Source organism: uncultured Streptococcus sp. (genome assembly GCF_963456385.1).
Lineage (GTDB): Bacteria > Bacillota > Bacilli > Lactobacillales > Streptococcaceae > Streptococcus.
Genome location: NZ_CAUOLF010000003.1, coordinates 79,049 through 104,916 on the forward strand (window position 1 = coordinate 79,049; position 25,868 = coordinate 104,916).

Genomic DNA, 25,868 nt, shown 5'->3' on the forward strand with positions numbered 1-25,868 from the left:
AAGGGAGTAGTGCTGCTAAGTTGAAAAGCTTATCAGCCGCCCCTTTTCTTTTAAGAAACATGAAAAAAGATTTATTTAAAACAATAGTTTCTCTCTTTGCTGCCCTCTTGATGATATCAGTCTTGACCTTTCTCTTGGCCAAGCTGTCCTCGGCGGATCAAGCAGAAAACTATTTAAGGGTATCTAAGATTCAAGTGACTCCTCAATCCTTGGAAAAAGCCAGAGAATATCTGGGACTCAATCAACCTTGGCCCCAGCAGTATCTAGGCTGGCTGACTAAGGCTCTTCGTGGGGATTTTGGGACATCTTATCTATTAAAGGTTCCTGTCCTGCCCCTGGTGTTAGAGCGTTTCCAGTCCACCCTTTCTCTGGGACTGACTTCCTTTGTCCTCATTTTGCTGACATCCATACCTTTAGGTATTTTCAGTGCGGTCTATAAGGAATCTCTCTTTGATAAGGTCGTTCGCTTTCTATCCTTTTCCAGCGTTTCCATGCCCAGCTTTTGGTTAGGCTACATGCTGATTGTGGTTTTTGCTGTTCAGCTGAGATGGCTGCCAGTTTCGGGCAAGCAGGATTTTAGCAGCTTGATTCTTCCTAGTCTGACCCTTAGTATGTCTTTGATTGGCCAATATACCGCTTTGATCCGCAAGGCTGTGCTGGAGCAGATGAACAGTGTCCATGTTGAAAATGCCCTCCTGCGCGGAGTCAGCAAGTTCTTCCTGGTCAAGAATCATCTCTTGAGAAATTCCCTGCCAGCCATTGCGACAGGCCTGAGCCTGACCTTGGTCTATCTCCTGACAGGCTCCTTAATTGTTGAAGAAGTCTTCTCTTGGAATGGTGTCGGCTCCCTCTTTGTAGATGCGCTCCAGTCTGTGGACCTGCCCATTATTCAGTGCTGTATGCTTTTATTTGGCCTATTATTCTTGGGGAATAATGTTCTCACCCAGCAGCTGCCGCTCTGGATAGACCCTAGAGTCAGAAAAAGGAGGAGTAATGTCTAAACGATTTATTTTTTCAAGTGTCATTTTGCTGGCTCTCTTCATCTGCGCTCTCTTTGCACCCTATCTATCCACCTTTGACCCCCAGCATGTAGAGATTTCCAATAAACTGATGCCACCTGATGCTGTTCATCTGCTAGGAACGGATCAGCTAGGCAGAGACGTCTTGTCTCGTCTGCTGCATGGAGCTCGTTATTCTCTCTTTTTATCCCTGACCATCAGTCTGCTGGAAGTGGTCATCGGTGTGACAGTCGGACTGCTGATTGGATGGTACCAAGGAAAGACGGAAGCGACCTTCTTATGGTTTGCAAATGTTATTTCTGCCTTTCCTAGCTTCCTGCTATCGCTAGCTACAGTTGGGATATTGGGACAGGGAATGACCAATATGATTCTAGCCATTGTTATCATAGAGTGGGTCTACTATGCAAGGGTGACGGCCAATCTGGTCAAGAGTGCCAAGGAGGAAGCCTATGTCATTTCTGGCCAGACCATGGGACTCTCCCAGATTCATATTCTCAAAACTCATATCTTGCCCTTTATCTACAAGCCCATATTGATTATTGTGCTGATGAATATCGGGAATATCATTCTCATGATTTCTGGCTTTTCCTTTCTGGGAATCGGTGTCCAACCCAACATTACCGAGTGGGGCATGATGCTGCATGATGCTAGAAGCCATTTTCAAACGGCAACTTGGATGATGCTGGCGCCCGGACTGGCTATCTTCCTGACTGTGGTCGCCTTTAATCTATTTGCCGAATGCTTTGAGGAGAAAGGCTGGAAACAGATATGGAAAAAATAGCAGTAAAGAAACTGACAGCCCAAATCGAGCAAAAGACCATTCTGCAGGACATCAGCTTTGAAGTGGAGGCAGGTCAGTCTCTGGTCATTATTGGGGAGAGTGGTTCTGGTAAAACCCTCTTAACCAAGATATTGATTGGGCAGCTACCTTCATCTTTAAGCCTGCAAGGAGAAGTTCACTACGGCACCATGGCTTTGGAGCGAAATTCTCTCAAAGCTTGGCAGCAGCTGCGAGGCAGTCAAGTGGCCTACATGTCGCAAAATCCGATGGCTATGTTTAATCCTTTTCAGACTATTCAAAGTCACTTTTGGGAGACCCTGCGCAGCCATAGCAAGATTTCAAAGAGCGTTTGTCTGACTAAGGCCGTAGCCTCTATGAAAGAAGTCAGACTGGGAGAGCCGGAAGAACTTTTGAAAAAATATCCTTTTGAGCTCAGCGGCGGTATGCTGCAGCGAGTCATGCTGGCTATCTTGCTTTGCCTAGAGCCAGAGACCATTATATTGGATGAGCCTACTTCAGCGCTGGATATCCATAACCGAGAGCAGATTATCCTTATCTTAAAAGAGCAGCTAGCTAAGGGAAAGACCCTCATCACAGTGACCCATGATTATCATTTGGCGCAGGAGCTGGGAGGCAAGATGCTTGTCATGTATCAGGGGGCTATCATGGAGGAAGGGTCAGTGGCCAAGCTCCTTGAAAGTCCTTCGCAATCCTATAGCCAAGACCTTATCTTAGGAAATCCATACGAACGGTTGGTGAGAGACGATGCTGGAATGTAGACATGTATTTAAAAAATTCGATGGCAAAATGGTTGTCAAAGACTGCAATTTCACCGTCCAGAAAGGTGAAATTATCGGCCTGATGGGCGAGAGCGGCAGCGGTAAGAGCACACTGGCGAAATTGCTGCTTGGCCTAGAAAAACCTAGCCAGGGTGAGATCCTGCTGGATGGTCAGCCCTACTCAGTCAAAAAGTCTGGCGTGAGAATTCTGTTGGTCTTTCAAGACTCGCTCCATTCGGTCAATCCGAACTTTACAGTCGAGCAGGTCTTGACAGAGGCCCTGCCAAAGGATGTGGCTAGAGAAGAGATAGAGACCATTCTAGAAGACGTCGGTCTAGACAAAAGCTTTCTGAGTCAGCCGGCACGCCAGCTCAGTGGTGGCCAGCTCCAACGGATTTGCATCGCCCGCGGCCTGCTCTTAAAGCCAGATATTCTCATCTTTGATGAGGCTCTGAGCGGTCTGGATCCCATTGTTCAAGGCAGATTGTTACGCCTGCTATATGATTTGTGGGAGAAATACCAGCTGACCTATCTTTTCATCTCGCATGACTTCAAGCTGAGCTATGCTCTCTGCCATCGGATTTTGGTCATGGCAGACGGGGAAATCGTTGATGAGATAAAGAACTTTGAGCTTCCTATCCAGGCTCATCACCCCGTGACAAAAAAATTGATAGGCGACAAAGGACATTTCAGCTGACGAATATCTTAACTAGCTGATCTATTTTAAAATTAAACATAAAGGAACATATATGAAACGTACTTTTGAAACGAGAAAACTTTACTTCGGCTTTCCGGTCTTCTTCTTAGGCTATAAGGACGATGTCCACGGTTATAATATTTCAACCTCAAGCTCGGTTTATTCCTTGGGCAGTATGATGGTTATTGCCATGCGTACCAAGGGGAATGCTATTACAGAGATTACCAAGCACCAGCAATTCACAATCAATGTCCCTGAGAAGGATTTGACCAAAGAGTCTGAAATTGCTGGCTTCAACAGCCGCAAGGACAAGTTTGCCCTGACCGGTCTTAGCTACACAATCGGCGAGACCGTGGATGCGCCGCTGGTAGACCAATGCCCTGTATCCATTGAATGTCAGGTGCTGGATATGGTCGAATGCGGTGCCTTGACCAATGTCATCGCCCGTGTCACTCGGCGCGTGGTTGATGAAGACTTGATTGATGAGAATGACGCTTTCCGCAGTGACCGTTTTTCTCCTATCAGCTACATGGGAGATGGAGATGGCCGGATTTACCGCTATTTTAACGACGAGTCGGTCAAGATGGGCTCCATTATCAAAGAAATCCGCAAACAAGAAGAAAAATAAAGAAACCGCTGAGATAGTTACGTCTCAGCGGTTTAGTTTTCTATCACAAGTTTTTCTTCTAGGCCAAATTTCTCTAGGAAACGGCCTTGCTCTTCTTGGATTTGCGGAGTCGGATTTTTGATGCCCATGACTAGTTCTATAATTTCTGGATGGACCTCACGCACCAGCTGACTCAGAGCCCAGATAGCTGTAGCGACATGAATCGGATTTTGCCCCTTGTCGATAATTTCCAGCATTTTGGGAATGGCAGAGCGGTCATTGGCATTTGCCAGAGCGATGATGGCATTGCGCTGCAGGATATTTTTCCCCCGCCAGCTGCCGGCCACATGACCGAATTTCTCCTTAAACTGACCGTTGGAAAGCTCCAAGAAAGGCAGGAGCTCGGGATGAGAAAGGTCGGGGTCAATTTCTGTTGCGAGCGGATTGTCCAAGCCTTTATTATAAGGACAGCAGATTTGACAGATATCACAGCCATATATGACCGTTTTAATCTTCTTACGAAATTCCAGATCCATGACGCCCTTGTCCTGAGTCTGAAAGGATAGACAACGCTTGGCATTCATGCTGCCGTCACCAATCAGGCAGGAAGTAGGGCAGGCTGTCACGCAGCGATTGCAGTCTCCGCAGCCGTAGTCGACAGGCTGATCAGGCTCGATGTCCAGATTGGTGATGAGTTCGCCCAGAAACATATAGGAGCCAAATTCCTTGGAGATGACCAAGCCATTCTTGCCGATAAAGCCGATTCCTGCTCTTTGGGCCACGGCGGTATCGACCAAGGCGCCCGTGTCCACCATGCCCTTGTATTCAAAGTCAGCGGTCAGTTCTTCGATTCCCTTGGCAAGCCGGTCCAGCTTGTCCTGCAGGACATAATGGTAGTCCAGCCCCCAGCTGTTAGGGGTGAATTTTCCCCGCTTGTAGGTTGTTTTCTGAGGCTGTTGCTTGAGCTTGTGGGGGTAGGCGACTGCGATAGAGATGATGGTCTTGGCTGAAGCTAGACTCAGCTTAGGCTTAATCCGCTCCTCAATGTTCTTATGTTCAAATCCTGAATTTCGCCCTTCGTCTACAGCCGAGAGCAGTGATTTCTCCAGATAGTCGAAATCATCCGCTGTCGTAAAGCCAATCTTAGAAATCCCAATTTCTTTTGCTAAGTTAATAATTTCTTCTTTGATGTTCATCCCTACTATTATAGCGGAAAAATGCCAACTTGGCGAATGATTGAGAAAGGTATCTATACTTTATTGATATACCAATATTTTATAAGACTTCCTTAGCCTATATACTGTATGATATAATGAAATATGGAATTTTTTTATAGAAAGTTCCGAAAAGTTTAGGGAATTTTTTTAATAAATGGGAGTTATAATATGAAAAAGAGATATTATGAATTTTTGAATGTTCTTGTTACGGATTGTAATCCAATCAGAAACTTAGATTTTTATAAGGCTGGTTTAATTGAGTTGTTTTTTATCTCACTGGTATCTATCGTTTCGATTTTCTTACGCGGTGAGATGCATGAGCGGAGCATGATGGTCATGCAGTTTACTATTGGGCACATCGCTATCTTGTTGCTAGCCTTCTTATTGTTCCAAAAGTTTTTTGATACCAAAGCCTTGCAGCTCATTCCGACCAGCTCTTACCTATTTCTGCATTTTGAATTGCTTTTTTGGGGTTCCATCTTTTTTGGTGAGAACTACTTAGCATTTTTTATGATTTTTATCATACTCAGCTTGTCTTATCAGCTGATCAATTTGCTCTATCAGATGGTGATCGTTTCAAAATTGAGATATTTTGAACAGAAACAAAAGATCAACATTTTGCAGATTCACGCCATCGTCCTGTGCTGCCTGTCAGCAGCAGTAGCAGTCATCACTCGCCTGTTTATGCTGTCAGGAATCTATATGATTATTGCATTAGTAGGCTTGAGCATTGCATTGACGCCCTTGTATCTATTGGGCTATGCACAAGTTTTCACAGGCTGGAGAAATCAAGTGCCTGATAAATGGTAGAATTGAAGGGGGATTGTCGAAGAAACGATTTCCCTTTTTTTATTAAGAGTGAAGAAGTAAATGTGAATGCATCCGCTATAACTGGATTGTTTATCAAGAATGATTTAAAATGGATAAGAGTAATTAATACTGAGAAGTTTAGAAGAAACAAAAATATCAGTATAGGAGCTGCAAAATGAAGAAAAAATATTACTATAGTATAATTCTTTTTGTTCAAGAAGGTAGTAATCGCTACAAGAAACTCAAGTTAAGGGAAAATCAACGATAGAAGGAGCCAGCTGATGCAAAGACAAGGAACTGGTGAGCAGCGCTATAAAGCATTGAAGAAAAAAAGTATTTATCAAATGATTTATGGTATTATTTTTTGGATTTTCTTATTTTATATATGGCTTGGGTATATATGGCTTGGCCTGCCCCATATTAACGTATTGTTTTGGATAATTTATCTCTCTCTTTTGGCTTATCTTATCTTTTGTGGTATACAATTGAGTATTCGGATTAATAATCTATTTTTAGAGGATATTGATTTGGATGCCTATAGATACTTTGTAGGGATTTGCAAACCTGGGAAAAAAGCGGAAACTATCTATTTTACTACATTTAGAAAATGTAGGATAGAGCTTGCCGAAGGAAGATTTAAAGATGCTCTGAGTATATTGGAAACAACGATTTCAAATCATAGTTTAGAGAAAGTAACAACTTTTAGACAGTTAACGATTTTTAGACAATTGATACTGTGTTCTATTTATTTAGCAGACGAAGAGAAGTATCAATATTGGCTGTCTAGTTTGCAAGGAGTGGCGACAAATAGAAAATCCCTTTTAAAGCTCAAAGATTCTTTGCTAGAAGAAATGCAAGCGATTCATGATTTAGTAATAAATAAACAGCCTAATCCCTTTTTTGAGACTCATACTGCTAAAAATAGGTTTTCTTATTTGTTTAATCTTTACTACAAAGGCATAAATGCGAAGCTCAATCGTGATGAAGAAAAGGTGCTGACATGTTTTGAGGAATTGGCCAAAGAGAACGAACAGTTATTTATTGTTCAACAAGCAAAAGAAGAGTTGAGAAAAGCAATGATGGCTTAAAAACAATAGGAGGGTGGTTTAGTTAATGGCAAAGATAAATAGAAAAAATCAAGCAAAGATTACTGATATAGAGAGATACCATGGTCCCTTGATTACACATGGTGTTAGTTTAGTTTATATTAAGTTATATCCATGGATTGCTTTAGCATTAACTGGTTTTCTGTATGTGGGTGGAACTTATGAAGACAATCTAGGCATCTTTAAAGGACTTTCTTTGTTTTGCGGTCTTGTGAATATATTAGGTATTATCATTTCTTTTATTCCCTATTTGGTAAACGCATGGAAGGCTTTAACATATTATTTGATAGCCCTCACAGTGTTAAGCTTAGTGATAGTTACAAATTTTATTTGTTTACTAATGGTTATTTCAGACGGTAGTTCTATAGGAGCTAAGGAGATATATCAATCCCCTCTCACTCCATTTTATGTAATATTGATGATGTTCCTTTTTATCTTTGCTTGTGGTCTCTATGCTTGGTACTATCTCCCAAAGAATCAGGGGAAAGTCTGGGCTTTTAATCAAGTAAAAGAGGGAAATAGAAAGAAAACATGGTGGAATAATTTTGCTGTAGCTTTTGCCGGGGCAACAATCATTCCCTCCCTCCTAACAGGCTATATTCAGATTGCTTTTGGTGTTTTATTGGGAATTTTGTTGACCTTGACTTTGCCAGCTGTCATGGTAGATGCGTTTTATGCAGCTATTTATATAAGGAAACATCCGAAAAGTGATGAACTGATTTGAGGTATTTTTACTAGCTGACAAAAATTTAAGTGGTGTACCGAATATACCCAATATAGTTAAACAATGATAAAAAATATACTTTAAAAGGAAAATGAATGAAGAAATATTCTAATTTAGTAAACTTAGGCTGGTATCAGGGTAAGGCCCTTTATTATGATTTAGAGAAGGAACAATTAAAACTATCTAACGTTTTACAAAATACTGAGAAAATTCAGACCTATACCCCTGCCTTTATACTGATAGTTGGTCCATTGTTAAGGATGATAGCAAAGAAACTTGTAGTAGATTCTTTTAACATTCGATTAATAATACTAATTTTAACCATCTTTCTTACTGGGATTATTACTAGAATGGCAATGGTTTCTATGAAAAAGAAAACCACTTTTTCTATAGTAAATTTAGAAGGTTCTGAGGGAAAGGAGTTTATAGAAAAAGCAAAAAAACATTATAAAGTAATTAGAATAACACAATTACTTGGTACCCCATGTGTGGTACTACTTTCCATATTGTATTTAAAAGATGGTGATATGATGATGATGATACTCGGTAGTATTTTAAGTTATGCGCTTATTATGATTCATTATGACTACCAAATGTCTAAACGTAAGAAAATCTTGCAACATTTAGAAGAAAACTTTGCTAAGGCAGAGAAATAATTTTTCTCTGCCTTTATTTTTTCACAAATCTGAAAGCGCTTCATTGACAAAGTCTGCCAGATAGTTTATAATATAATAACAGTATAGAAAATGGCAAGGAAGCCTGATTTGATCGCAATGAAGCGAGTGTTTCAGAATCAAAGGGGTTTTCTATGCCATTTTTTTGCGCACTATTATTTTTTATGGAGGATTGTTTCTATGCGGACAAAAGGAATTGTGCTGCTTTGTAGTTTGGCTTTGCTTCTGGGAGCTTGTCAAGCGGGGAATAATAAGACGACGACTGAGTCATCCTCGGCTAAGACGGAGACAACAGATAAGGACAAGGCTAAGACTTTGGATAAGGGCGTCTGGGAAGACAAGCTTTATGCCCGTCTGACCAAGCTCATCAAGGAAAATGGGAACACCAGCTCTAGCTATGATAAAAATAAAAAACCTTATGCCGTCTTTGACTGGGACAATACGACAGTCATTAACGATATTGGCGAAGCAACCTTTACCTATCAAATTGAAAATCTGGCCTTCAAGATGACGCCGGAAGAATTTGACCAAGCAGTGCGGACCAATATACCGAGCGACGATTTTGTTGAGGATTACCATAACAAAGATGGTGAGCCAGTAAACATCGACAAGATTGCGGCTGACTTGCTTTCTGACTATACAGCTATTTACAATAGCTATAAGGGAATGCAAGGAGACAAGTCTCTGGAAGAAGTCAAAAAGACTGATGAATACCAAGACTTTGCTGCTAAACTCCGCTATCTTTACGAAGCGATTGGTGACACTTTCAGCTCTGACATCAGCTATCCATGGGTGACCTACCTCTATGCAGGTATGACTTCTGAAGAAGTTCAAGCCCTATCTGAAAAGTCTATTGACCAGGCTCTTGAGGACAAGCTGACTTCTGAAACTTGGGAAAGTCCAGAAGGCTTGAAAGGTGAGTCAGGCCAAATCACCGTGACCTTCAAGCGCGGTGTTCGCTCGGTCAAGGAAATGCAAAATCTCTATAAGACTCTGATGGCTAACGGCATTGATGTCTATATCTGCTCAGCGTCTTATATCGATGTGATTATCCCTTATGCTAGCAATTCTAAGTATGGCTACAATATTCCTAAAGAAAATGTTACTGCTATGCGCCTGAAAAAGGATGACAAGGGAGTGATTCAGCCGGAATACGATACCAACTATGCTCAGACTCAGGGGGAGGGCAAGACAGAGACTATTAAGAAGCTGATTGCTGTCAATCATGACAATCAAGAACCAATCCTGATTGCCGGTGACAGTAATGGCGACTATGCTATGCTCAAGGATTTCCCTAAACTGCAAATGGGTATCATCTTCAATCTTCTGAGAGATCCTAGCAAGGGAATCGGTCTTTTGCAAACTAAGGCAATTGAAACTTACGGCCAGGAAGATGCACTTTACTACCTGCAAGGCCGCGATGAAAATAAAGGTGTACTGCTCAACGGCAGGGAAACTATCAAACTAGATAGTAAGGAAGCCCAGCTCAGTAAATAGCGGGCGGTCCCCTGTCATAGAGAGGAATGGATGCAAAATATGAAAAGAATCATGTTTGTTGGTCCAGTCGGAGTGGGTAAGACTACTCTGACCCAGCGACTGAAAGGCTTGGAGCTAAGCTACTTTAAGACTCAGGCTATTGAGTTCTATGATGCCATCATTGACACGCCTGGAGAATTTCTCCAGCATCGTAAGTATTATAATGCTCTGAACGTGACGGCAACGGAGGCTGATGTTATTGGTCTCTTGGTGGCGGCTTCCAATCAGATGCAGACCTTTCCTCAAGGCTTTTCTTCCCTCTTCAATAAAGAAGTGATTGGCATTGTCACCAAGATTGATATGGCTGATAAGGAAGAACAAATCGAAAAAGCACGGCGGCAGCTGAAAGCGGCTGGAGCCAAGGAAATTTTTGAAATATCAGCGACGGAAAACGAAGGAATTGACCGTCTTCAGGCTTATCTGGAGTCAGACTAGGGACGAAAAGCCGAATATGGTATACTAGATTCTAACAAGGAAACGAGGAAGGAATGTCTATTTATGAAAGTAGAGCACGGGGGAAATGCGGCAGCTTTGGCTGAGGAATTTGGTTTTTCTCTAGAAGACTGTCTGGATTTCAGTGCCAATATCAATCCTCTGGGGATTTCTCAAAAGCTAAGGGCTTGTCTGACCGAGTCCATTGATTGGCTGGTTCATTATCCAGACATCAGCTACAGCCACTCCAGAGAGCTTTTGGCACATCATCATGGCCTAGAAAAGGACAATGTACTGCTGGCAAATGGCGCGGTAGAAGTCTTTTATGAGTTGGCCCGCTTCCTGCGTCCAAAAACAGTCCTTACTCTGAGCCCTACTTTCATGGAATATGAGAAAGCCTTCTCGCAGGTACAGGCCAAGGTAGAGCGCTTTAGCCTCCCTTCCCCATCCTATGAGTGGAGTCTAACTGACATGTTGCCAGCCTTGGATTCACTGACTGCAGGAGACGCTGTACTCATCTGCAATCCTAATAATCCGACGGGTACCTTGATTCGGCGTACTGAGTTAGAAAAGTTAGCTGACTACTTGCAGGAGCGGCAAATCTTTTTGATACTAGATGAGGCTTTTATAGACTTTCTGAACGATGAGGAGGACTATAGCTTCGTCTCCTGTCTGGCCACCTATCCAAATACAGTAGTGGTGCGGTCTCTGACCAAGTTTTATGCTATTCCTGGTCTGAGATTGGGCTATGCTCTCAGCTGTCATCCAACTTGCTTTGATGAGATAGAGGGGAACCGCGCTCCTTGGTCGGTCAATGCTATGGCGGATCACGCCCTGCCTGTCCTTTTGGAGGATCAGGCCTATCAGCAAGCTACCAAGGAGTGGCTTCGAGTAGAAAGAGATTTCCTTTTTCAAGGAATGACTGCATTTTCACAGATTCGGCCGGTCAAGCCTAGTGTCAACTATATCTTCTTTGAATATTTAGGTCGGCAGGATCTGCGTCAGGAGCTTCGGCAGAGAAAGATTTTTATCCGTTCCTGTCAAAATTATCATGATCTGACAGAACGTCATTACCGCATAGCCATCCGCAGTCATCAGGAGAATGAACAGCTTCTGGCTTGTCTGACAGAGGTCTTGGCGAAAGAGGCTCCTTATGACTAAGGGAATCGTGTCCTGTCCAGGTTCTTGCGGTGAATTATTTCAAGGTTTAGTAGGAGAGCAGGAGATCTTGCTCTCCTATGGGATTGAGAAGCGCAGTCGAGTGAGATTGGACGGGGTTTCGTCTCTCGCAAGGCAACCCCAAGGTGAAAAGGTAAGGCGAGCTTTGGAGCTCCTGCCTGTGGCCAATGATTTCTCTTTTGTTCAGGAGTCAGACCTGCCTATCAGCAAGGGCTATTCCAGCAGCACAGCTGATATGATTAGCTGCCTGCAGGCAGCTGCTCTGGGACAAAAGCAGCCTCTAAAGGCATCAGATTTAACTCGTCTCTGTGCCGAGATTGAGCCTACTGACTCGGTGGCTTTTGCGGACTGGACGGTCATTGAGCCCCTGACTGGTCAAGTGGTCTGGCAGACAGACTGGCGACCGGAGCTCTATGTCTATATCTTGGAGCCTGTGGAAATGGTGACAACTCTTGACTTGGTTCGGATGAAGGACAGTTCTAGCTATCCGGCTGAGGAGTCTAAGTGTTTGCTTCCTCTCTTTCAGGAGGCTTGTCAGGAGAAGAGTTTGGAAAAACTTGGCCATTTAGCGAGCTATAGTGCTTTGTTGAACAACCAACGGCTACCCAAACCCTATCTGAAAGAATTACTGGCTTTGGTAAAAGAACACCAGTGTTTAGGCCTCAATGTTGCCCATAGTGGTACATTGGTTGGTCTGTTGCTGAGCAGGGAACAGCTAGAAGTCTTGCCTAAGCTAGAGTCTGAGCTAGCTCGCTCAGCCAGTGGGGCTTATTATCAGACTCGGACCTTGAGCAGGATTATTTTTGAAGGGGTGCAGCCGGTCAGGGAGGAGACAGACTAGTTTGAAAGACTTAGAAAAAATTATTGAGCAGATTCTTCCATTAGACAAAGACAAGGTTCAAGAAGGCCAGCGCTATTGTGATCAATTAGGGAAACCTCCGGGGTCCTTGGGAAAGCTCGAGACTATCTATGCTCGCTTGCATGCCATGTTTTCTGGACCTATTGACCTAGAGAAGAAGATTGTCCTCGTCTATGTGGCAGATAATGGCATTGTGGCTGAAGGCGTTTCTGCCAACCCTCAGGAAACGACCTATACTGTTGCTCGCAATATTCTAGTAGGGAAATCAGGCTTGTGTGCCATTTCAGAACATGCAGGTTCAGACATCTGTCTGGTAGACATTGGCTGCAAGAAGGATATCTTTGAGGAAAATAAGGACAAGGTTTGTCATGGGACGCGCAATATGCTCAGGGAATCAGCCATGACTCGCGAGCAGGCTATAGCGGCAATTCTAGTCGGCTACAAGAAGACAGAGGCCTTGATCAAAGACGGCTATCGTCTCTTTGGAACAGGAGAAATGGGGATTGGCAACACCACCACCTCGGCTGCTGTCATTGCAGCGGTTCTCGGTCTAAAAGCAGAAGATGTCACAGGCTATGGAGCTGGTCTGACTCAGGATATGAAGGCTCATAAAACAGCCATTATCCAGCGGTGTTTGGATCGTCATGCTCCTTATGGAGATATTCTTGATCTGACCGCTAAGCTTGGTGGGCTAGATATGCTGGCTATGGCAGGCACTCATCTCGCCTGTGCCAGCTATCAGCTGCCTTGTGTAGTGGACGGTCTTATCTCTCTGACGGGGCTTCTGATTGCCCATCAGCTGACTCCTCATGTCTTGGACTATGCATTTGCTTCCCATGCTTCGACGGAGCCTGCTTACAAACTGGTCAGTAACTTTCTAGGACTGGAGCCCATGCTTTTGCTGGATATGCGGCTAGGTGAAGGCTCGGGCTGTCCTTTGGCTTTCTTTCTGCTGGAAAATGCTGTCTATACCATGGAGCACATGCCAACCTTTGCTGAAGGCAGCTTGAAAGAAGAAGATTATGTTGATATTCGCAAAAATGTGACTTAAAGGAGGAAAAATATGCAACTCTATACAAAAACAGGTGACAAGGGCTTGACCAAGCTAGTTGGCGGCCAAAGTGTTGCCAAGGATGCAGAACGAGTGAATGCTTACGGAACCATTGATGAGCTGAACTCTTGGATTGGTTATACTATTACCAAGCTGGACAAGGATGATAAGCTGAGAGATGAGCTGCTCCAGCTGCAGCATTATCTCTTTGACTGTGGTTCAGACCTCTCTACTCCTCAGGGAGTTTACCCTTATAAGGTCGATCAGCAGCTGATTGACTGGATTGAGGAGAGGATTGATACCTACGCAGAAATTCCACCGGCTCTGGAAAGGTTTATCCTGCCAGGCGGTGACGAGATTGCTTCCATGATTCATGTGGCTCGGACCATTGCAAGACGGGCAGAGCGTCATATCGTAGGGGCTATGTGGACTACAGAAATTAACAATAATGTCCTGATTTTTGTCAACCGTCTATCAGATTACTTCTTTGCCTTGGCTCGAGTAATCAACTTTACTAAAAACCAGGAAGACATCGCCTATGAAAGAGGTGCCAAGGTCTTCCACAATATCACCAAGGCGGATGTTGAGCGTTGGGCAAGCAAACGCCAGTGACAAAAAGAAACAGAAAAAGTTCTGTCTTTCCAAATTGACTTTACCAAGTCTTGGAAGGACAGAACTTATTTTGATCTTCTAAAAAAGAAAGCCGCCTATACATCATCGTATCTTCATGCTAAGCTTCGTTGATTAGCACTAGCTTTCCAATTATTGACTCTGCTCCTTTGCAGAAAGACAAGAGAAACCTCATCTTTAGAAAATTAACGTACTTAAACGTAGAGTCAATAATGGAAACTAAGCTAAAATGTTTGTTCCAAACTGACATCACTACCTTACATCGAGGCATGAAATCTACTAAAATTTAAGAATAAAGACCTGACTTAAAGCTGAAAAGCTTATCACAGTGGCGGGACCGCGCTGGATTTGCACCAGACTTCCATATCCTTAAAAGTACTAAAATCAATTTCCTAGTAACTAGATTGTAACACCTTTCACAGGGAATTACAAGGAAAATGAACTAAATTTTAATAAAAATTTAATCCTTCAAATAAGCTTGGCTTTGCAAGGAGAAGCGGCACTAAAAACTTCTTATATTAATGACTTTTTTATTGCCATGAAAGCGCTTTTGTGTTATAATTCAATATAGTACAAAGGGGTACTGAAGATAAATAAGCAATGAAGCTATATGAAAATGCTGTGACGTGTGTAGGGGAGCAGTCTTATTTTCATATAGTTTCTTTTTGTTTAAAAACAGATACAACAGAAAGGAGAAAAGATGTATAAGATTTCCTATAAGACTGAATTGCATGTGGGCAAGGGCGCTCTGCAGCAATTAAGCCATTATAAAAACGAGCATATTTTAGTCGTTGCCGATCCTTTTTTGAAGACATCTGGCACGCTGGATGCTATTTTAGCCAACTTTGATGACAGCAATGATATTGTTGTTTTCACAGATATTGTGCCTGATCCGCCAATCGAAACAGTTGTGGCTGGTATCAAGAGTGCAGGAGACAGACCAATCAGCATTGTGCTTTCTATTGGCGGAGGCTCTGCCATTGATGCTTCCAAGGCTATGTATTATTTTGCCAAGAAGCAGGGTGCCTTCTCAGAGGCCATTCTCATTGCCATTCCTACAACGAGCGGAACTGGATCTGAAGTAACGTCCTTTTCTGTCATCACGGATTCAGAGAGAGGGACCAAATATCCTTTAGTGACCAAAGAAATCCTTCCGGATGTTGCAATCTTAGATGCGGATTTGGTTCTGTCCCTTCCTGGTAACATAACGGCTGACACTGGAATGGATGTACTGACCCATGCCATTGAAGCTTATGTATCGACCAAGGCTACGGACTTCTCTGATGCCTTGGCTGAAAAGGCGATCAAGCTGGTCTTTGAATACTTGCCTAAAGCCTACAAAAATGGTCAGGATGTAGAAGCGCGTGAAAAGATGCATGCAGCATCCACTCTGGCTGGTATGGCCTTTAACACAGCTTCTTTGGGTATCAATCACAGTCTGGCACATGCGGCAGGAGCTAAGTTCCATGTACCTCATGGTCGTTTAAACAGTATTTTAATGCCCCATGTCATTCAGTATAATGCTGGTATCGAATTCAACAATCGGAACCGGCAGGCGACAGACAAGACTGTAGCGAGCCGCTATCAAGATATTGCCAAACTATTGGGATGCAGTGCTTCAAGTCCTGTGTCAGGAGTAAGACAGCTGGTTGAAGCCATCAAGAAACTACAAAGAAAGCTGGAGATGCCAACTTCTCTCAGAGAATATGGTGTGAAAGCAGATGCTTTTGCTCAGTACAAGGTAGAAATTTCAGAAGCTGCTCTGCATGATGGCTGTACTCCGACTAACCCTCGCGTCCCTACGGCAGAAGAACTGCTTAAAGTATTAGAGAAAGCGTTTTAATCCTCTGAATTGCTGTTATGCCAAAATTATTGTATAATGATTAAGAGCATGCAGTACACTTCTGAAGGTTTAAAATCATGAAGAAGGTTTACTAAATTGGAAGAAAAACAAAGAATGATACAGGAATACGTTCCTGGGAAACAAGTGACCTTGGCGCACCTTATCGCTAATCCTGATGAAGTCATTTTTGAAAAATTAGGATTGCAGGCAGAAATCAAGGATGCGATTGGAATCTTGACGATCACTCCGAGTGAAGCGGCTATCATTGCGGTTGATATTGCGACCAAGGCTGCGGATGTTCAAGTTGGTTTTGTGGATCGTTTCAGCGGCTCTGTCGTGATGACAGGTGACGTTTCTTCTGTTGAGGCAGCTCTCATTGCCGTTTTACAAGGTCTGGAAGAGATTTTGGGCTTCTCCAGCACTGTCGTAACGCGGACATAAAAAATCAAACTGTCGAGGGGAAGTATGAAAGGCAGAATACTAATTGTTGATGATGATCCAATTGTAAGATTAGATATCCGAAATATATTAGAAGCAGCTGATTATGAAGTGGTGGCTGAGGCATCCGATGGCTTTGAGGCTATTGATTTGTGTCAGAAATATCGTTGTGACTTGGTCATGATGGACATCAAGCTTCCGCTTCTAGATGGCCTGACAGCGGGTAAGAAGATACTCGAAGATGCTTTAGCCTACAGTGTGATTCTACTGTCAGCCTACAGTGAAGAACACTATGTTCAAAAAGCTAAAACCAATGGGATTAGTGCTTACTTGGTTAAACCTTTGGATGCCAAATCCTTGATTCCTATGGTAGAGGTCTGCATTGAGAAGGGCCGCCAGCTTCAGCAGATGTCCAATGAAATGGTCAAGCTGTCGAAAAAGATAGACGATCGGATTGTGATTGAAAAGGCCAAAGGCTTACTGATGGCTCGTGATCATTTGTCAGAGCCAGAAGCTTTCAAGCGCATTCGGACAATTAGTATGCAAAAGAGAGTGCCGATGATTGAGATTGCTAAATTGCTGGTGCTCCAAGATGATGTGTAATGATGTATAAAGATAAGATAAAGCAGCTTTGTCAGGAACAGACAAATTTGGATGAGGCTGATATCGAGCATCTTGTCCAACAGGCTGACGAATTATTGAAAAACTCAGCTTATGCCAATGAAGATGTCTTCATTGATGTAAAGAACATCTTTTCGGAACATGCCATTGTCATCTTTCACAAAAAACCGGAAAGCAAGCTCAGCTTGTACGAAAACTCGGTTGTAGGTGCTATGGCCTATCTGGAAAATGAGCCAGGTGTTATCCGGACCTTGGAGACGGGCGCTCCTTCGATAGGGCTTTCGGCCAGATCGCAGGAGGGCTTAGCCATCCATCAGACGGTCTTTCCGATAGTGAGAGAAGAGCGCGTCATTGGAACGCTGATTATCGAAAGAAATGCTCCTCAGACTTTACCGGACCACTTTTCTTTAGATAAAGAGAACGACGGTTTTGAGTTACGGAGCACTCCTGAGATTTCAGCCCAAGAGCAGTTTGTTTTATTTGATCATATAGATGAAGCTTGTCTGGTCTTTGACCAGCAGGGTTATCTCAAGTATTTCAATCAAGCAGCCGCTGATTCTTATCGCCATAAGCTGGGCTATATGGACTCGATTGAAGGAATGCACTATAGCAATCTGGTCTTAGACAGTCTGACTTTTGAAGAAATCCAGCAACTGGGACCGCAAGCCCCTCAAGAAAAACCTCACCAAGTTGAGGTACATTATGGCACTTATTGCTTTTTGGTCAAGCGCTACCTGCTGGCTGAGAGTGAAAATGTGGTCATGATCTGTAAGGATATTACAGATATTAAGGAAAAGGAAGCGCAGCTCTTAACCCATACAACTACCATTCGTGAAATGAACCATCGGGTAAAGAATAACTTGCAAACCGTTGTTTCCTTGCTACGACTACAGGCTCAGCAAAGTCCAGGAGCAGACACCAAAAAAGCTCTTAATGACAGTATGAACCGTGTGCTCTCCATAGCGGCGACCCACGAGCTCCTGTCTTCTCAGCAGGATGACAGCATTCAGATTGAGCATCTGCTGAAAAAAGTTATCGAAAATGTTCAGCGCTGTTTTTCCGGGCATAGGGAAATAACCCTGACCTACAGCCTGGAACCGGAACTCTGTCTCGACAGCAGCCGGGCTACTTCACTGGCACTAATCGTCAATGAATTACTGCAGAACAGCTATGAACATGCTTTTAAGGACAAAAAAAATCCAGAAAAACCGCAAATCCGTTTGCAGGTTGGACTTAAAAATGATATAATAACTTTAAAAGCACTGGATAATGGTAGCGGTTACAATCGAGAGCATTCCTTTGAGAATCATTTGGGTCTACTCTTGGTGGAGCGCTTTGTCCAAGGAAAATTGTTTGGAACCTTGTCTATCCACTCAGACTATGAGGGAACGACAACGACCATTCGTTTTAAAAAATAAATACTACCAGACTAACAATGATGTCAGTCGAAAAAAGCAATGACGCTTGAAGAATGTAAATGAACTCAGTTTGTTTGCATTACTTTGAGCGTCTTTTTTTGGAGGTTTTTAGTATGTCAGATAAAATTTTGAGTGTGGGGCTTGATATCGGGACAGCCACTACACAGCTGATCTTGTCAGAGCTTACCATCGAGAATATTGCTTCTGTGTTTACTATTCCTCGTGTCTATATTACAGATAAAAAAGTTCTTTATAAAAGTGAAATTATCTTCACACCAATTTCGGATCAACTTTTGATCGAGGTGGATAAGATCAAAAACTTTGTTCTGAATGAGTATGCGAAGGCAGGCATTCAGAAAAAAGATATTCAGATGGGAGCAGTCATCATTACTGGTGAGACGGCTCGCAAGGAAAATGCCAGTCAGGTGCTCCAAGCGCTGAGTGGTTATGCTGGTGACTTTGTTGTTGCGACGGCTGGGCCAGACCTTGAGAGTATCATCGCTGGTAAAGGGGCCTGCAGCCATCAGTATTCCCAAGAGCATCATACATCAGTCGTCAATATTGATATTGGTGGGGGGACTTCCAATCTGGCAGTTTTCCGAGAAGGAGATGTGATTGATACAGGGTGTTTTGATATCGGAGGTCGGCTGATAAAAATGGATCCGCAGACCCAGCGGATTAGCTATATTGCTCCAAAACTGCAGACTATTATTGCAGAGCAGGGGCTTCAGCTTGCAGTTGGTGAAACGGTCCATCGGGCTGATTTGGATCGGCTGATTCAAGAAATGGTCTCCGTATTAGAACAGTCTGTAGGAATTGACAATCACAGTCCTTACTATGAGCTCCTACAGACCAACCACGGTCTCAAGTTGAACTATGATCTCCACTGCGTATCTTTCTCTGGTGGTGTAGCTGATGGAATATACTTGGAAACGACCTCGGCGGATGATTTCCGCTATGGAGATATCGGTATCCTGCTTGGCAGAGCGCTGAGCAAATCCAAGATTTTTGATCAAAAGAAAGTCATCCAGTCAGCTGAGACCATTCGGGCAACCGTTGTTGGAGCAGGCAGCCATACGACTGATGTCAGCGGCAGTACCATTACCTACATCTCTGATATCCTCCCTATTAAGAACATTCCAGTTCTCAAACTGGCTGCTTCTGATGAGCATGAGGATAAGGAGGGACTGCAGCAGATTATCAAGGACAAGGTGGCCTGGTTCACACTGGAAAATGAAGTCCAGCAGGTGGCTTTGGCAATCAATGGAGAAAAAAGCCCAAGCTTCGCCCGGGTTTTGGAATACGCAGAGGCTATTGTTGGCGGAATGAGCGAAAGCATTGAAAAGAAAATTCCGCTGCTAGTGGTGGTCAGAGAAGATATGGCCAAGGTTTTAGGTCAATGTCTCTTTGCTCAGTTGCCTAAGGATTATCCATTTGTCTGCATTGACTCAGTGGATGTTCAAAATGGCGACTATATTGATATTGGTAATCCAGTCATTGAAGGCTCGGTCTTACCGATTGTCGTGAAAACATTGGTGTTTAATTAAACTTTTATTAACACAAAGGAGGAAGTAATCCATGATTTTGAAAACAAAATTGTTTGGTCGGCTTTACGAATTTAAATCCGTAAAAGAAGTGCTGGCCAAAGCCAATGAGTACAAATCCGGAGACCAGCTAGCCGGAGTAGCAGCAGAATCTGCTGAAGAGCGTGTCGCTGCTAAGGTTGTACTAGCTCAGCTGAAACTGTCTGATTTGTTCAATAATCCGGTAGTGCCTTATGAAGAAGATGAAGTAACACGGATTATCATTGACGACGTCAATCTTCGTACTTACGAAAAGATTAAGAACTGGACAGTAGAAGAACTGCGTGAGTGGATCTTGGATAACAAGACTAAGAACGTGGACATTCAGTGGCTGTCTCGTGGGTTGACTTCTGAAATGGTAGCAGCGGTTGCTAAGTTGATGACCAACTTGGACTTGATTGTAGCTGCCAATAAGATTGTCATTACCAAACATGCCAATACAACGATTGGTATGCCGGGAACATTCTCTTCTCGTCTTCAACCAAACCATACCACAGACGATCCAGACGGGATTATGGCTTCTACTATGGAAGGTTTTGCCTATGGATGTGGGGATGCTCTCTTAGGATTGAACCCAGTAGACGACTCAGTAGAAAGCGTCAAGCGGGTCTTGCATAAGTTTAACGACTTCATCGAAGAGTACAAGATTCCAACTCAGCACTGTGTGCTAGCTCACGTTACTACTCAGATTGAAGCCATGAATCAAGGTGCTCCGACAGGATTGGTCTTCCAGTCTATCGCTGGTTCTGAAAAAGGAAATGAAGCCTTTGGTTTTGATGCTAAAATCATTCAAGAAGCTTGGGATACAGCTCTGAAAGTGGGAACAGCTGCTGGGCCGAATGTCATGTACTTTGAAACAGGTCAAGGTTCTGAACTTTCATCTGATGCTCACCATGGAGCAGACCAAGTGACTATGGAAGCTCGTTGTTATGGTTTCGCTAAACGCTTCGATCCATTCTTGGTGAACACCGTTGTTGGATTCATCGGACCTGAATATCTCTATGATTCTAAGCAGGTTATCCGGGCTGGTTTGGAAGACCACTTCATGGGCAAACTGACTGGTATCTCAATGGGTTGTGATATCTGTTACACTAACCACATGAAAGCTGACCAAAACGATGCTGAAAATCTCTTGGTTCTTCTCGGAGCAGCTAATGTTAACTACATCATGGCGATTCCTCATGGTGACGATATCATGCTTAACTATCAAACAACTGGTTACCATGAAACAGCAACCATGCGTTCACTTCTCAACAAACGTCCAATCAAGGAATTTGAAGAGTGGATGGAAAAGATGGGCTTGATGGAAGATGGCCACCTGACAGAAATCGGCGGAGACGGCTCCATCTTTATGAGACAAAATTAGCAAGGAGGAAATCATTGTGGATGAATTGCAATTAAAAGAAATGATTCGCTCATTGTTAAATGAGATGGGCGGCGACTCAGCTGTTAAAGAAACAGCAGCGACTGACCAGAATAAAGCTGAAAAACCTGCGGTTTCTCTGCAGGAGGAAGTCAAACAAGACACTTCAGTGATTGAAGATGGCATCATTCCGGATATAACAGAAGTAGATATTCAGGAACAGTTCTTGGTTCCAAATGCCATCAATGAAGAAGCCTACAGGAAGATTAAGAAATTTACTCCGGCACGTCTGGGCTTATGGCGGGCAGGTGATCGCTACAAGACACAAAGTGTTTTGCGTTTCCGTGCAGACCATGCGGCAGCTCAGGATGCGGTCTTCTCTTACGTATCTGATGAATTTGTTAAGGAAATGGGCTTCATTCCTGTACAGACCAAGGCAGCAACTAAGGATGAGTACTTGACACGTCCAGATTTTGGCCGCATCTTCCCAGAAGATCAGCAGGCGATTATCAAGGAAAAATGCAAACCTAATGCCAAAGTTCAGATTGTCGTTGGTGATGGTCTTAGCTCATCAGCTATCGAGGCTAATGTTAAAGACTTCTTGCCGGCTCTGAAACAAGGTCTGAAAATGTTCGGACTGGACTTTGGTGAGGTACTCTTTATCAAGCATGCTCGGGTGGCGGCTATGGACCAAATCGCAGAGCTGACTGGTGCAGAAGTTATTTGTATGCTGGTTGGTGAGCGTCCAGGTCTGGTAACAGCTGAGTCCATGAGTGCTTATCTGGCTTACAAGCCAACAGTTGGTATGCCGGAAGCGAAACGGACTGTTGTTTCCAATATTCATAAAGGCGGAACACCAGCCGTTGAAGCTGGAGCCTATGTAGCAGAAATCATTAAGAAGATTCTTGATAATAAGAAATCAGGAATTGATTTGAAATAATAGGAGGTAGTGGCTTTGAAAAATGATCGATTAGGTGCAAGTGTATTAAGTGCCCTTCTGATTTCGAACGTGGATGCAGGTTTGGCGGCTTCTTTGGAGCTTAAACCACATCACAGAAGCCTGGGAATTATCACTTCTGACTGTGATGATGTCACTTATGTAGCCTTGGATGAAGCAACTAAGGCAGCAGATGTCGAAGTAGTCTATGCTCGCAGTATGTACGCTGGTGCAGGCAACGCTTCAACTAAGCTGGCTGGTGAAGTCATCGGTATCTTGGCTGGTCCAAACCCAGAAGAAGTTCGCAGCGGTTTGGATGTAGCAGTCTATGAAATCGAAAATGGGGCTAGCTTCTACAGTGCCAATGATGATGACAGCATTCCTTATTTTGCTCATTGTATCTCTCGTGCAGGTTCTTACCTGTCAGAGGGAGCTAATGCAGAAGAAGGAACAGCAATTGCTTACTTGATTGCTCCACCGGGTGAAGCTATGGTGGCACTGGATGCAGCTTTGAAAGCGGCAGATGTGCAAGTTGGAGCCTTCTATGGACCACCGAGCGAAACCAACTTTGCCGGCGGACTTCTAGTCGGATCACAGTCAGCCTGCCGAGCTGCCTGCGACGCATTTGCGAATGCAGTTATCGCAGTAGCAAATGATCCTAAAAGTTATTGATTAGGGGTTGATTAAATGGCAGATAGAGCACTAGGTTTAATTGAAGTAAAAGGTTATCTAGGTGCTGTAGTTGCGGCAGATGCGGCTTTGAAGGCTGCCAATGTATCATTGCTTAATATTGAAACGGTCAAAGCTGGTTTGAACACAGTTCAATTAATAGGCGATGTCAGTGCAGTCCGCTCAGCGGTTGATGCGGCAGTTGAGTTGGTACAGGATAAACCTTACTATCTGGCCAGCCATGTAATTTCTAGGCTGGATAACCAGACAGACATTCTCTTTGTACCAAAGAGAAACAGTAAAACAGCTAAAAAAGAGATTGCTTCTACGGCGGAAACAATCCCTTCAGAAAAAATCGAAGAAAAGCCTCAGCCTGTAAAGGAAACTAAGGCTGAACCAGCAGAGAAGCTTGAAGGAGAGACAAGGACCTACACCAGAGAAGAACTGGAAAAACTAAAAGTCGTCGAACTACGCAGCCTTGCCTATCATCAAGAAGGTATCCGTCTCAGCAAGAAAGAAATCAAATTTGCCAACAAGAAACTTCTCGTTGAGACTTTGATGGAAACAATAGGAGAGGAGTAATTGCGGATGTTTTTAGAAGATAAAGATTTGGTATCAATTCAGGAAGTAAGGAATTTGATTCGAGATGCAAAGAAAGCCCAAGCAGAACTTGCTAAAATGAGCCAAGAGCAAATTGATACCATTGTAAAAGTAGTAGCGAAAGCTTGTTATGATGAGCGTGAACGCCTAGCTAAAATGGCGGCTCAGGAAACTGGCTTTGGCCGCTGGGAAGACAAAGTATTGAAAAATGCTCTTGCTTCCAAAGGTATTCTTGAAGAAATCAAGGATATGAAAACGGTTGGGGTTCTCAGCGAAGACAAGGAAAAGAAAGTCTTGGAAGTTGGCGTTCCAGTCGGTGTCATTGCTGGCTTGATTCCATCAACCAACCCGACCTCAACGGTTATGTATAAGGCTTTGATCGCTTTGAAGGCAGGAAACAGTATCGTCTTCTCTCCTCACCCAAATGCTCTTAAGTGTATTGAGGAAACTGTGGAAATCATCAAGAAAGCTGCTAAGTCAGCTGGATGTCCAGATGGAGCCATCAGTGCGATTCATCGGGTATCCATCGCAGCTACAAATGAGTTGATGCGACACAAGGATACAAATTTGATTTTGGCGACTGGCGGAAATGCCATGGTCAAAGCAGCATACTCATCTGGTACACCAGCAATCGGTGTAGGTCCTGGTAACGGTCCAGCCTTCATCGAAAGAACAGCAGATGTGCCAAAAGCAGTTCGTCAGATTTTGGATTCTAAAACCTTTGACAATGGTGTGATTTGTGCGTCTGAGCAGTCTATCATCGTGGAAGAAGATATGAAGGAAAAGGTTGTAGCAGAGTTCAAGAAACAAGGTGCTTACTTTGTTCCAGCAGAAGATGCTAAGAAACTAGGCTCCTTCATTATCCAGCCGAGTGGTGCGATGAATCCGAAAATGGTTGGTAAAACACCGCAAGTGATTGCTGAGTTAGCTGGTATTTCAGTTCCAGCTGATGCTCGGGTCTTGATTGCAGAAGAAACAGGCGTCGGCAAGCAGTATCCATATTCTATGGAAAAACTGGCTCCAGTCTTAGGTTTCTACACTGTCAAGGACTGGTTGGAAGCTTGTGAGCTGAGTATTAAGATCTTGCATCATGAAGGTGCAGGCCACACTCTTGCTATCCACAGTCAAAACGAAGAAATTATTCGTGAATTTGCACTGAAAAAACCAGTATCTCGTCTGCTGATCAATACGCCAGCAGCTCTGGGTGGTGTCGGTGCAACGACTGGCCTCTTCCCAGCCTTTACTTTGGGTTGTGGAGCAGTGGGTGGCAGCGCGACATCTGATAATGTCAGCCCGCTCAATCTCTTCAATATCCGTCGTGTAGCTTACGGTACATCAGAACTGTCAGACCTGCGACAAGCAGAAAATATGGCAGTGGAAGAACCAAAAGCAGCAGCAGTTGACGGATCAAACGAAGAAGAACTGGTAACCTTGTTGGTTCAACGTGTATTGGAAAAACTAAAATAGTCAATATTAAATATTATAATTGGAGGATACAATCATGGCAAACGCAAATGCATTAGGAATGGTAGAAACAAAAGGACTCGTTGGCGCAATCGAAGCAGCTGATGCAATGGTCAAAGCCGCTAACGTAACTTTAGTTGGTAAAGAACAAGTCGGCGCTGGATTGGTAACAGTCTTGGTTCGTGGTGATGTCGGTGCAGTCAAAGCAGCGACAGATGCTGGAGCAGCTGCAGCTGAAAACGTTGGTGAATTGATTTCAGTTCACGTAATCCCACGTCCACACGCAGAAGTAGAAGTAATCTTGCCTCATCAAGAATAAGATTACAGACTTTCGGATAAAATTAAAAACAAGAGAATAATCGGAGGAAATAAACATGGCAAACGCAAATGCATTAGGAATGGTAGAAACAAAAGGACTCGTTGGCGCAATCGAAGCAGCTGATGCAATGGTCAAAGCCGCTAACGTAACTTTGATTGGTAAAGAACAAGTCGGTGCTGGATTGGTAACTGTAATGGTTCGTGGTGATGTGGGCGCAGTCAAAGCAGCGACAGATGCTGGAGCAGCTGCAGCTGAAAATGTTGGTGAATTGATTTCAGTTCACGTAATTCCACGTCCACATGCTGAAGTGGAAGTTATTCTTCCCAAATAATTTGGGACAGATAAATATTTGCTGAAAGGGCCTGTATTGTAGCGTTTAGGCCTGATACAGGCCCTGAGGTAAATAGAATACTCAGTGAAAATGAAGCTTATGAGCAGTAGCTCTATACGTAAACGAAAATGTTGATTTTCGGAGAGTATCAGATTGATTTTCACAGAGTATCAACGGAGTA

Annotated in this window: 28 protein-coding genes and 1 riboswitch; of the genes, 27 read left to right on the plus strand and 1 reads right to left on the minus strand. The window is 43.5% G+C overall.

Annotated features, from left to right (window positions below):
- The first annotated feature begins 59 nt into the window (after window positions 1-59).
- Genes RP262_RS01995 through RP262_RS02015 form a run of 5 tightly spaced genes read left to right on the plus strand, consistent with a single transcriptional unit; the run spans window position 60 to window position 3,904 of the window.
- The gene (locus RP262_RS01995; RefSeq protein ID WP_311154128.1) at window positions 60-1,001 is read left to right on the plus strand and encodes an ABC transporter permease; all 942 of its coding nucleotides are present in this window, start codon (window positions 60-62) and stop codon (window positions 999-1,001) included.
- A complete protein-coding gene (locus RP262_RS02000) occupies window positions 994-1,800 on the plus strand; it encodes an ABC transporter permease (RefSeq protein ID WP_311154129.1) in 807 nt (268 codons plus the stop codon). Before RP262_RS01995 ends, RP262_RS02000 begins: the two co-directional genes overlap by 8 nt.
- Window positions 1,788-2,579 carry an ABC transporter ATP-binding protein gene (locus RP262_RS02005; RefSeq protein WP_311154130.1) on the plus strand — a complete coding sequence of 264 codons (792 nt, stop codon included), beginning with the start codon at window positions 1,788-1,790 and terminating at the stop codon, window positions 2,577-2,579. The genes RP262_RS02000 and RP262_RS02005 overlap by 13 nt, the downstream gene beginning before the upstream one ends.
- A complete protein-coding gene (locus tag RP262_RS02010; protein ID WP_311154131.1) occupies window positions 2,566-3,276 on the plus strand; it encodes an ATP-binding cassette domain-containing protein in 711 nt (236 codons plus the stop codon). Before RP262_RS02005 ends, RP262_RS02010 begins: the two co-directional genes overlap by 14 nt.
- Before the next feature lie 52 nt (window positions 3,277-3,328).
- Window positions 3,329-3,904, plus strand: a complete 576-nt coding sequence (locus RP262_RS02015) for a flavin reductase family protein (protein ID WP_311154132.1) — start codon at window positions 3,329-3,331, stop codon at window positions 3,902-3,904.
- Window positions 3,905-3,936: 32 nt separating this feature from the next.
- Here RP262_RS02015 and queG read toward each other — a convergent pair whose 3' ends face one another.
- Window positions 3,937-5,079 (minus strand): tRNA epoxyqueuosine(34) reductase QueG, encoded by a 1,143-nt coding sequence (gene queG / locus RP262_RS02020; RefSeq protein ID WP_311154133.1) that lies wholly within the window; start codon window positions 5,077-5,079, stop codon window positions 3,937-3,939.
- Between the two features lie 189 nt (window positions 5,080-5,268).
- Here queG and RP262_RS02025 point away from each other — a divergent pair, with 189 nt between their 5' ends.
- From RP262_RS02025 to pduA (RP262_RS02130), 22 genes are all read left to right on the plus strand, one after another.
- Window positions 5,269-5,910: a lantibiotic ABC transporter permease gene (locus RP262_RS02025; RefSeq protein ID WP_311154134.1), complete on the plus strand. Its 642-nt coding sequence runs from the start codon at window positions 5,269-5,271 to the stop codon at window positions 5,908-5,910.
- A gap of 281 nt (window positions 5,911-6,191) precedes the next feature.
- Window positions 6,192-6,998 (plus strand): hypothetical protein, encoded by an 807-nt coding sequence (locus tag RP262_RS02030; protein ID WP_311154135.1) that lies wholly within the window; start codon window positions 6,192-6,194, stop codon window positions 6,996-6,998.
- Between the two features lie 25 nt (window positions 6,999-7,023).
- A complete protein-coding gene (locus RP262_RS02035) occupies window positions 7,024-7,740 on the plus strand; it encodes a hypothetical protein (RefSeq protein WP_311154136.1) in 717 nt (238 codons plus the stop codon).
- A 95-nt stretch (window positions 7,741-7,835) separates the two neighbouring features.
- Window positions 7,836-8,396: a hypothetical protein gene (locus RP262_RS02040; protein ID WP_311154137.1), complete on the plus strand. Its 561-nt coding sequence runs from the start codon at window positions 7,836-7,838 to the stop codon at window positions 8,394-8,396.
- 198 nt (window positions 8,397-8,594) lie between these two features.
- Window positions 8,595-9,911, plus strand: a complete 1,317-nt coding sequence (locus RP262_RS02045) for a haloacid dehalogenase-like hydrolase (RefSeq protein WP_311154138.1) — start codon at window positions 8,595-8,597, stop codon at window positions 9,909-9,911.
- A 39-nt stretch (window positions 9,912-9,950) separates the two neighbouring features.
- Window positions 9,951-10,385, plus strand: coding sequence for a EutP/PduV family microcompartment system protein (locus RP262_RS02050; protein ID WP_311154139.1), 435 nt, complete (start codon window positions 9,951-9,953; stop codon window positions 10,383-10,385).
- 63 nt (window positions 10,386-10,448) lie between these two features.
- Entirely contained in the window at window positions 10,449-11,543 is a 1,095-nt protein-coding gene (gene cobD / locus RP262_RS02055; RefSeq protein WP_311154140.1) for a threonine-phosphate decarboxylase CobD, read from the plus strand.
- A complete protein-coding gene (locus tag RP262_RS02060) occupies window positions 11,536-12,402 on the plus strand; it encodes a kinase (RefSeq protein WP_311154141.1) in 867 nt (288 codons plus the stop codon). Before cobD ends, RP262_RS02060 begins: the two co-directional genes overlap by 8 nt.
- A 1-nt stretch (window position 12,403) precedes the next feature.
- A complete protein-coding gene (gene cobT, locus RP262_RS02065; protein WP_311154142.1) occupies window positions 12,404-13,471 on the plus strand; it encodes a nicotinate-nucleotide--dimethylbenzimidazole phosphoribosyltransferase in 1,068 nt (355 codons plus the stop codon).
- Window positions 13,472-13,483: 12 nt separating this feature from the next.
- On the plus strand, window positions 13,484-14,083 hold the full coding sequence (locus tag RP262_RS02070) for a cob(I)yrinic acid a,c-diamide adenosyltransferase (RefSeq protein ID WP_002898218.1): 600 nt from the start codon (window positions 13,484-13,486) through the stop codon (window positions 14,081-14,083).
- A gap of 259 nt (window positions 14,084-14,342) precedes the next feature.
- Window positions 14,343-14,491, minus strand: a riboswitch (adenosylcobalamin (AdoCbl) riboswitch).
- A gap of 310 nt (window positions 14,492-14,801) precedes the next feature.
- Window positions 14,802-15,944, plus strand: a complete 1,143-nt coding sequence (locus tag RP262_RS02075; protein WP_311154143.1) for a 1-propanol dehydrogenase PduQ — start codon at window positions 14,802-14,804, stop codon at window positions 15,942-15,944.
- A 96-nt stretch (window positions 15,945-16,040) separates the two neighbouring features.
- A complete protein-coding gene (locus RP262_RS02080) occupies window positions 16,041-16,385 on the plus strand; it encodes a BMC domain-containing protein (RefSeq protein WP_002898216.1) in 345 nt (114 codons plus the stop codon).
- Between the two features lie 24 nt (window positions 16,386-16,409).
- Entirely contained in the window at window positions 16,410-16,985 is a 576-nt protein-coding gene (locus tag RP262_RS02085) for an ANTAR domain-containing response regulator (protein WP_125435080.1), read from the plus strand.
- Window positions 16,985-18,421, plus strand: a complete 1,437-nt coding sequence (locus RP262_RS02090) for a histidine kinase N-terminal domain-containing protein (protein ID WP_311154144.1) — start codon at window positions 16,985-16,987, stop codon at window positions 18,419-18,421. The genes RP262_RS02085 and RP262_RS02090 overlap by 1 nt, the downstream gene beginning before the upstream one ends.
- A 113-nt stretch (window positions 18,422-18,534) precedes the next feature.
- Complete coding sequence (gene eutA, locus RP262_RS02095; protein ID WP_311154145.1) at window positions 18,535-19,968, plus strand: ethanolamine ammonia-lyase reactivating factor EutA; 1,434 nt, start codon at window positions 18,535-18,537, stop codon at window positions 19,966-19,968.
- Between the two features lie 31 nt (window positions 19,969-19,999).
- Window positions 20,000-21,370: an ethanolamine ammonia-lyase subunit EutB gene (locus RP262_RS02100; protein ID WP_002915829.1), complete on the plus strand. Its 1,371-nt coding sequence runs from the start codon at window positions 20,000-20,002 to the stop codon at window positions 21,368-21,370.
- A 16-nt stretch (window positions 21,371-21,386) separates the two neighbouring features.
- Window positions 21,387-22,307 carry an ethanolamine ammonia-lyase subunit EutC gene (eutC, locus tag RP262_RS02105; RefSeq protein ID WP_311154146.1) on the plus strand — a complete coding sequence of 307 codons (921 nt, stop codon included), beginning with the start codon at window positions 21,387-21,389 and terminating at the stop codon, window positions 22,305-22,307.
- Window positions 22,308-22,322: 15 nt separating this feature from the next.
- A complete protein-coding gene (eutL, locus tag RP262_RS02110) occupies window positions 22,323-22,976 on the plus strand; it encodes an ethanolamine utilization microcompartment protein EutL (protein ID WP_032913438.1) in 654 nt (217 codons plus the stop codon).
- Window positions 22,977-22,991: 15 nt separating this feature from the next.
- Window positions 22,992-23,555: a BMC domain-containing protein gene (locus tag RP262_RS02115; RefSeq protein ID WP_125438338.1), complete on the plus strand. Its 564-nt coding sequence runs from the start codon at window positions 22,992-22,994 to the stop codon at window positions 23,553-23,555.
- Window positions 23,556-23,561: 6 nt separating this feature from the next.
- Window positions 23,562-25,040: an acetaldehyde dehydrogenase (acetylating) gene (locus RP262_RS02120; protein WP_002898205.1), complete on the plus strand. Its 1,479-nt coding sequence runs from the start codon at window positions 23,562-23,564 to the stop codon at window positions 25,038-25,040.
- A 34-nt stretch (window positions 25,041-25,074) separates the two neighbouring features.
- Window positions 25,075-25,356, plus strand: coding sequence for a propanediol utilization microcompartment protein PduA (gene pduA / locus RP262_RS02125; RefSeq protein WP_002910479.1), 282 nt, complete (start codon window positions 25,075-25,077; stop codon window positions 25,354-25,356).
- Between the two features lie 55 nt (window positions 25,357-25,411).
- On the plus strand, window positions 25,412-25,687 hold the full coding sequence (gene pduA / locus RP262_RS02130) for a propanediol utilization microcompartment protein PduA (protein ID WP_002896373.1): 276 nt from the start codon (window positions 25,412-25,414) through the stop codon (window positions 25,685-25,687).
- Window positions 25,688-25,868 lie beyond the last annotated feature (181 nt).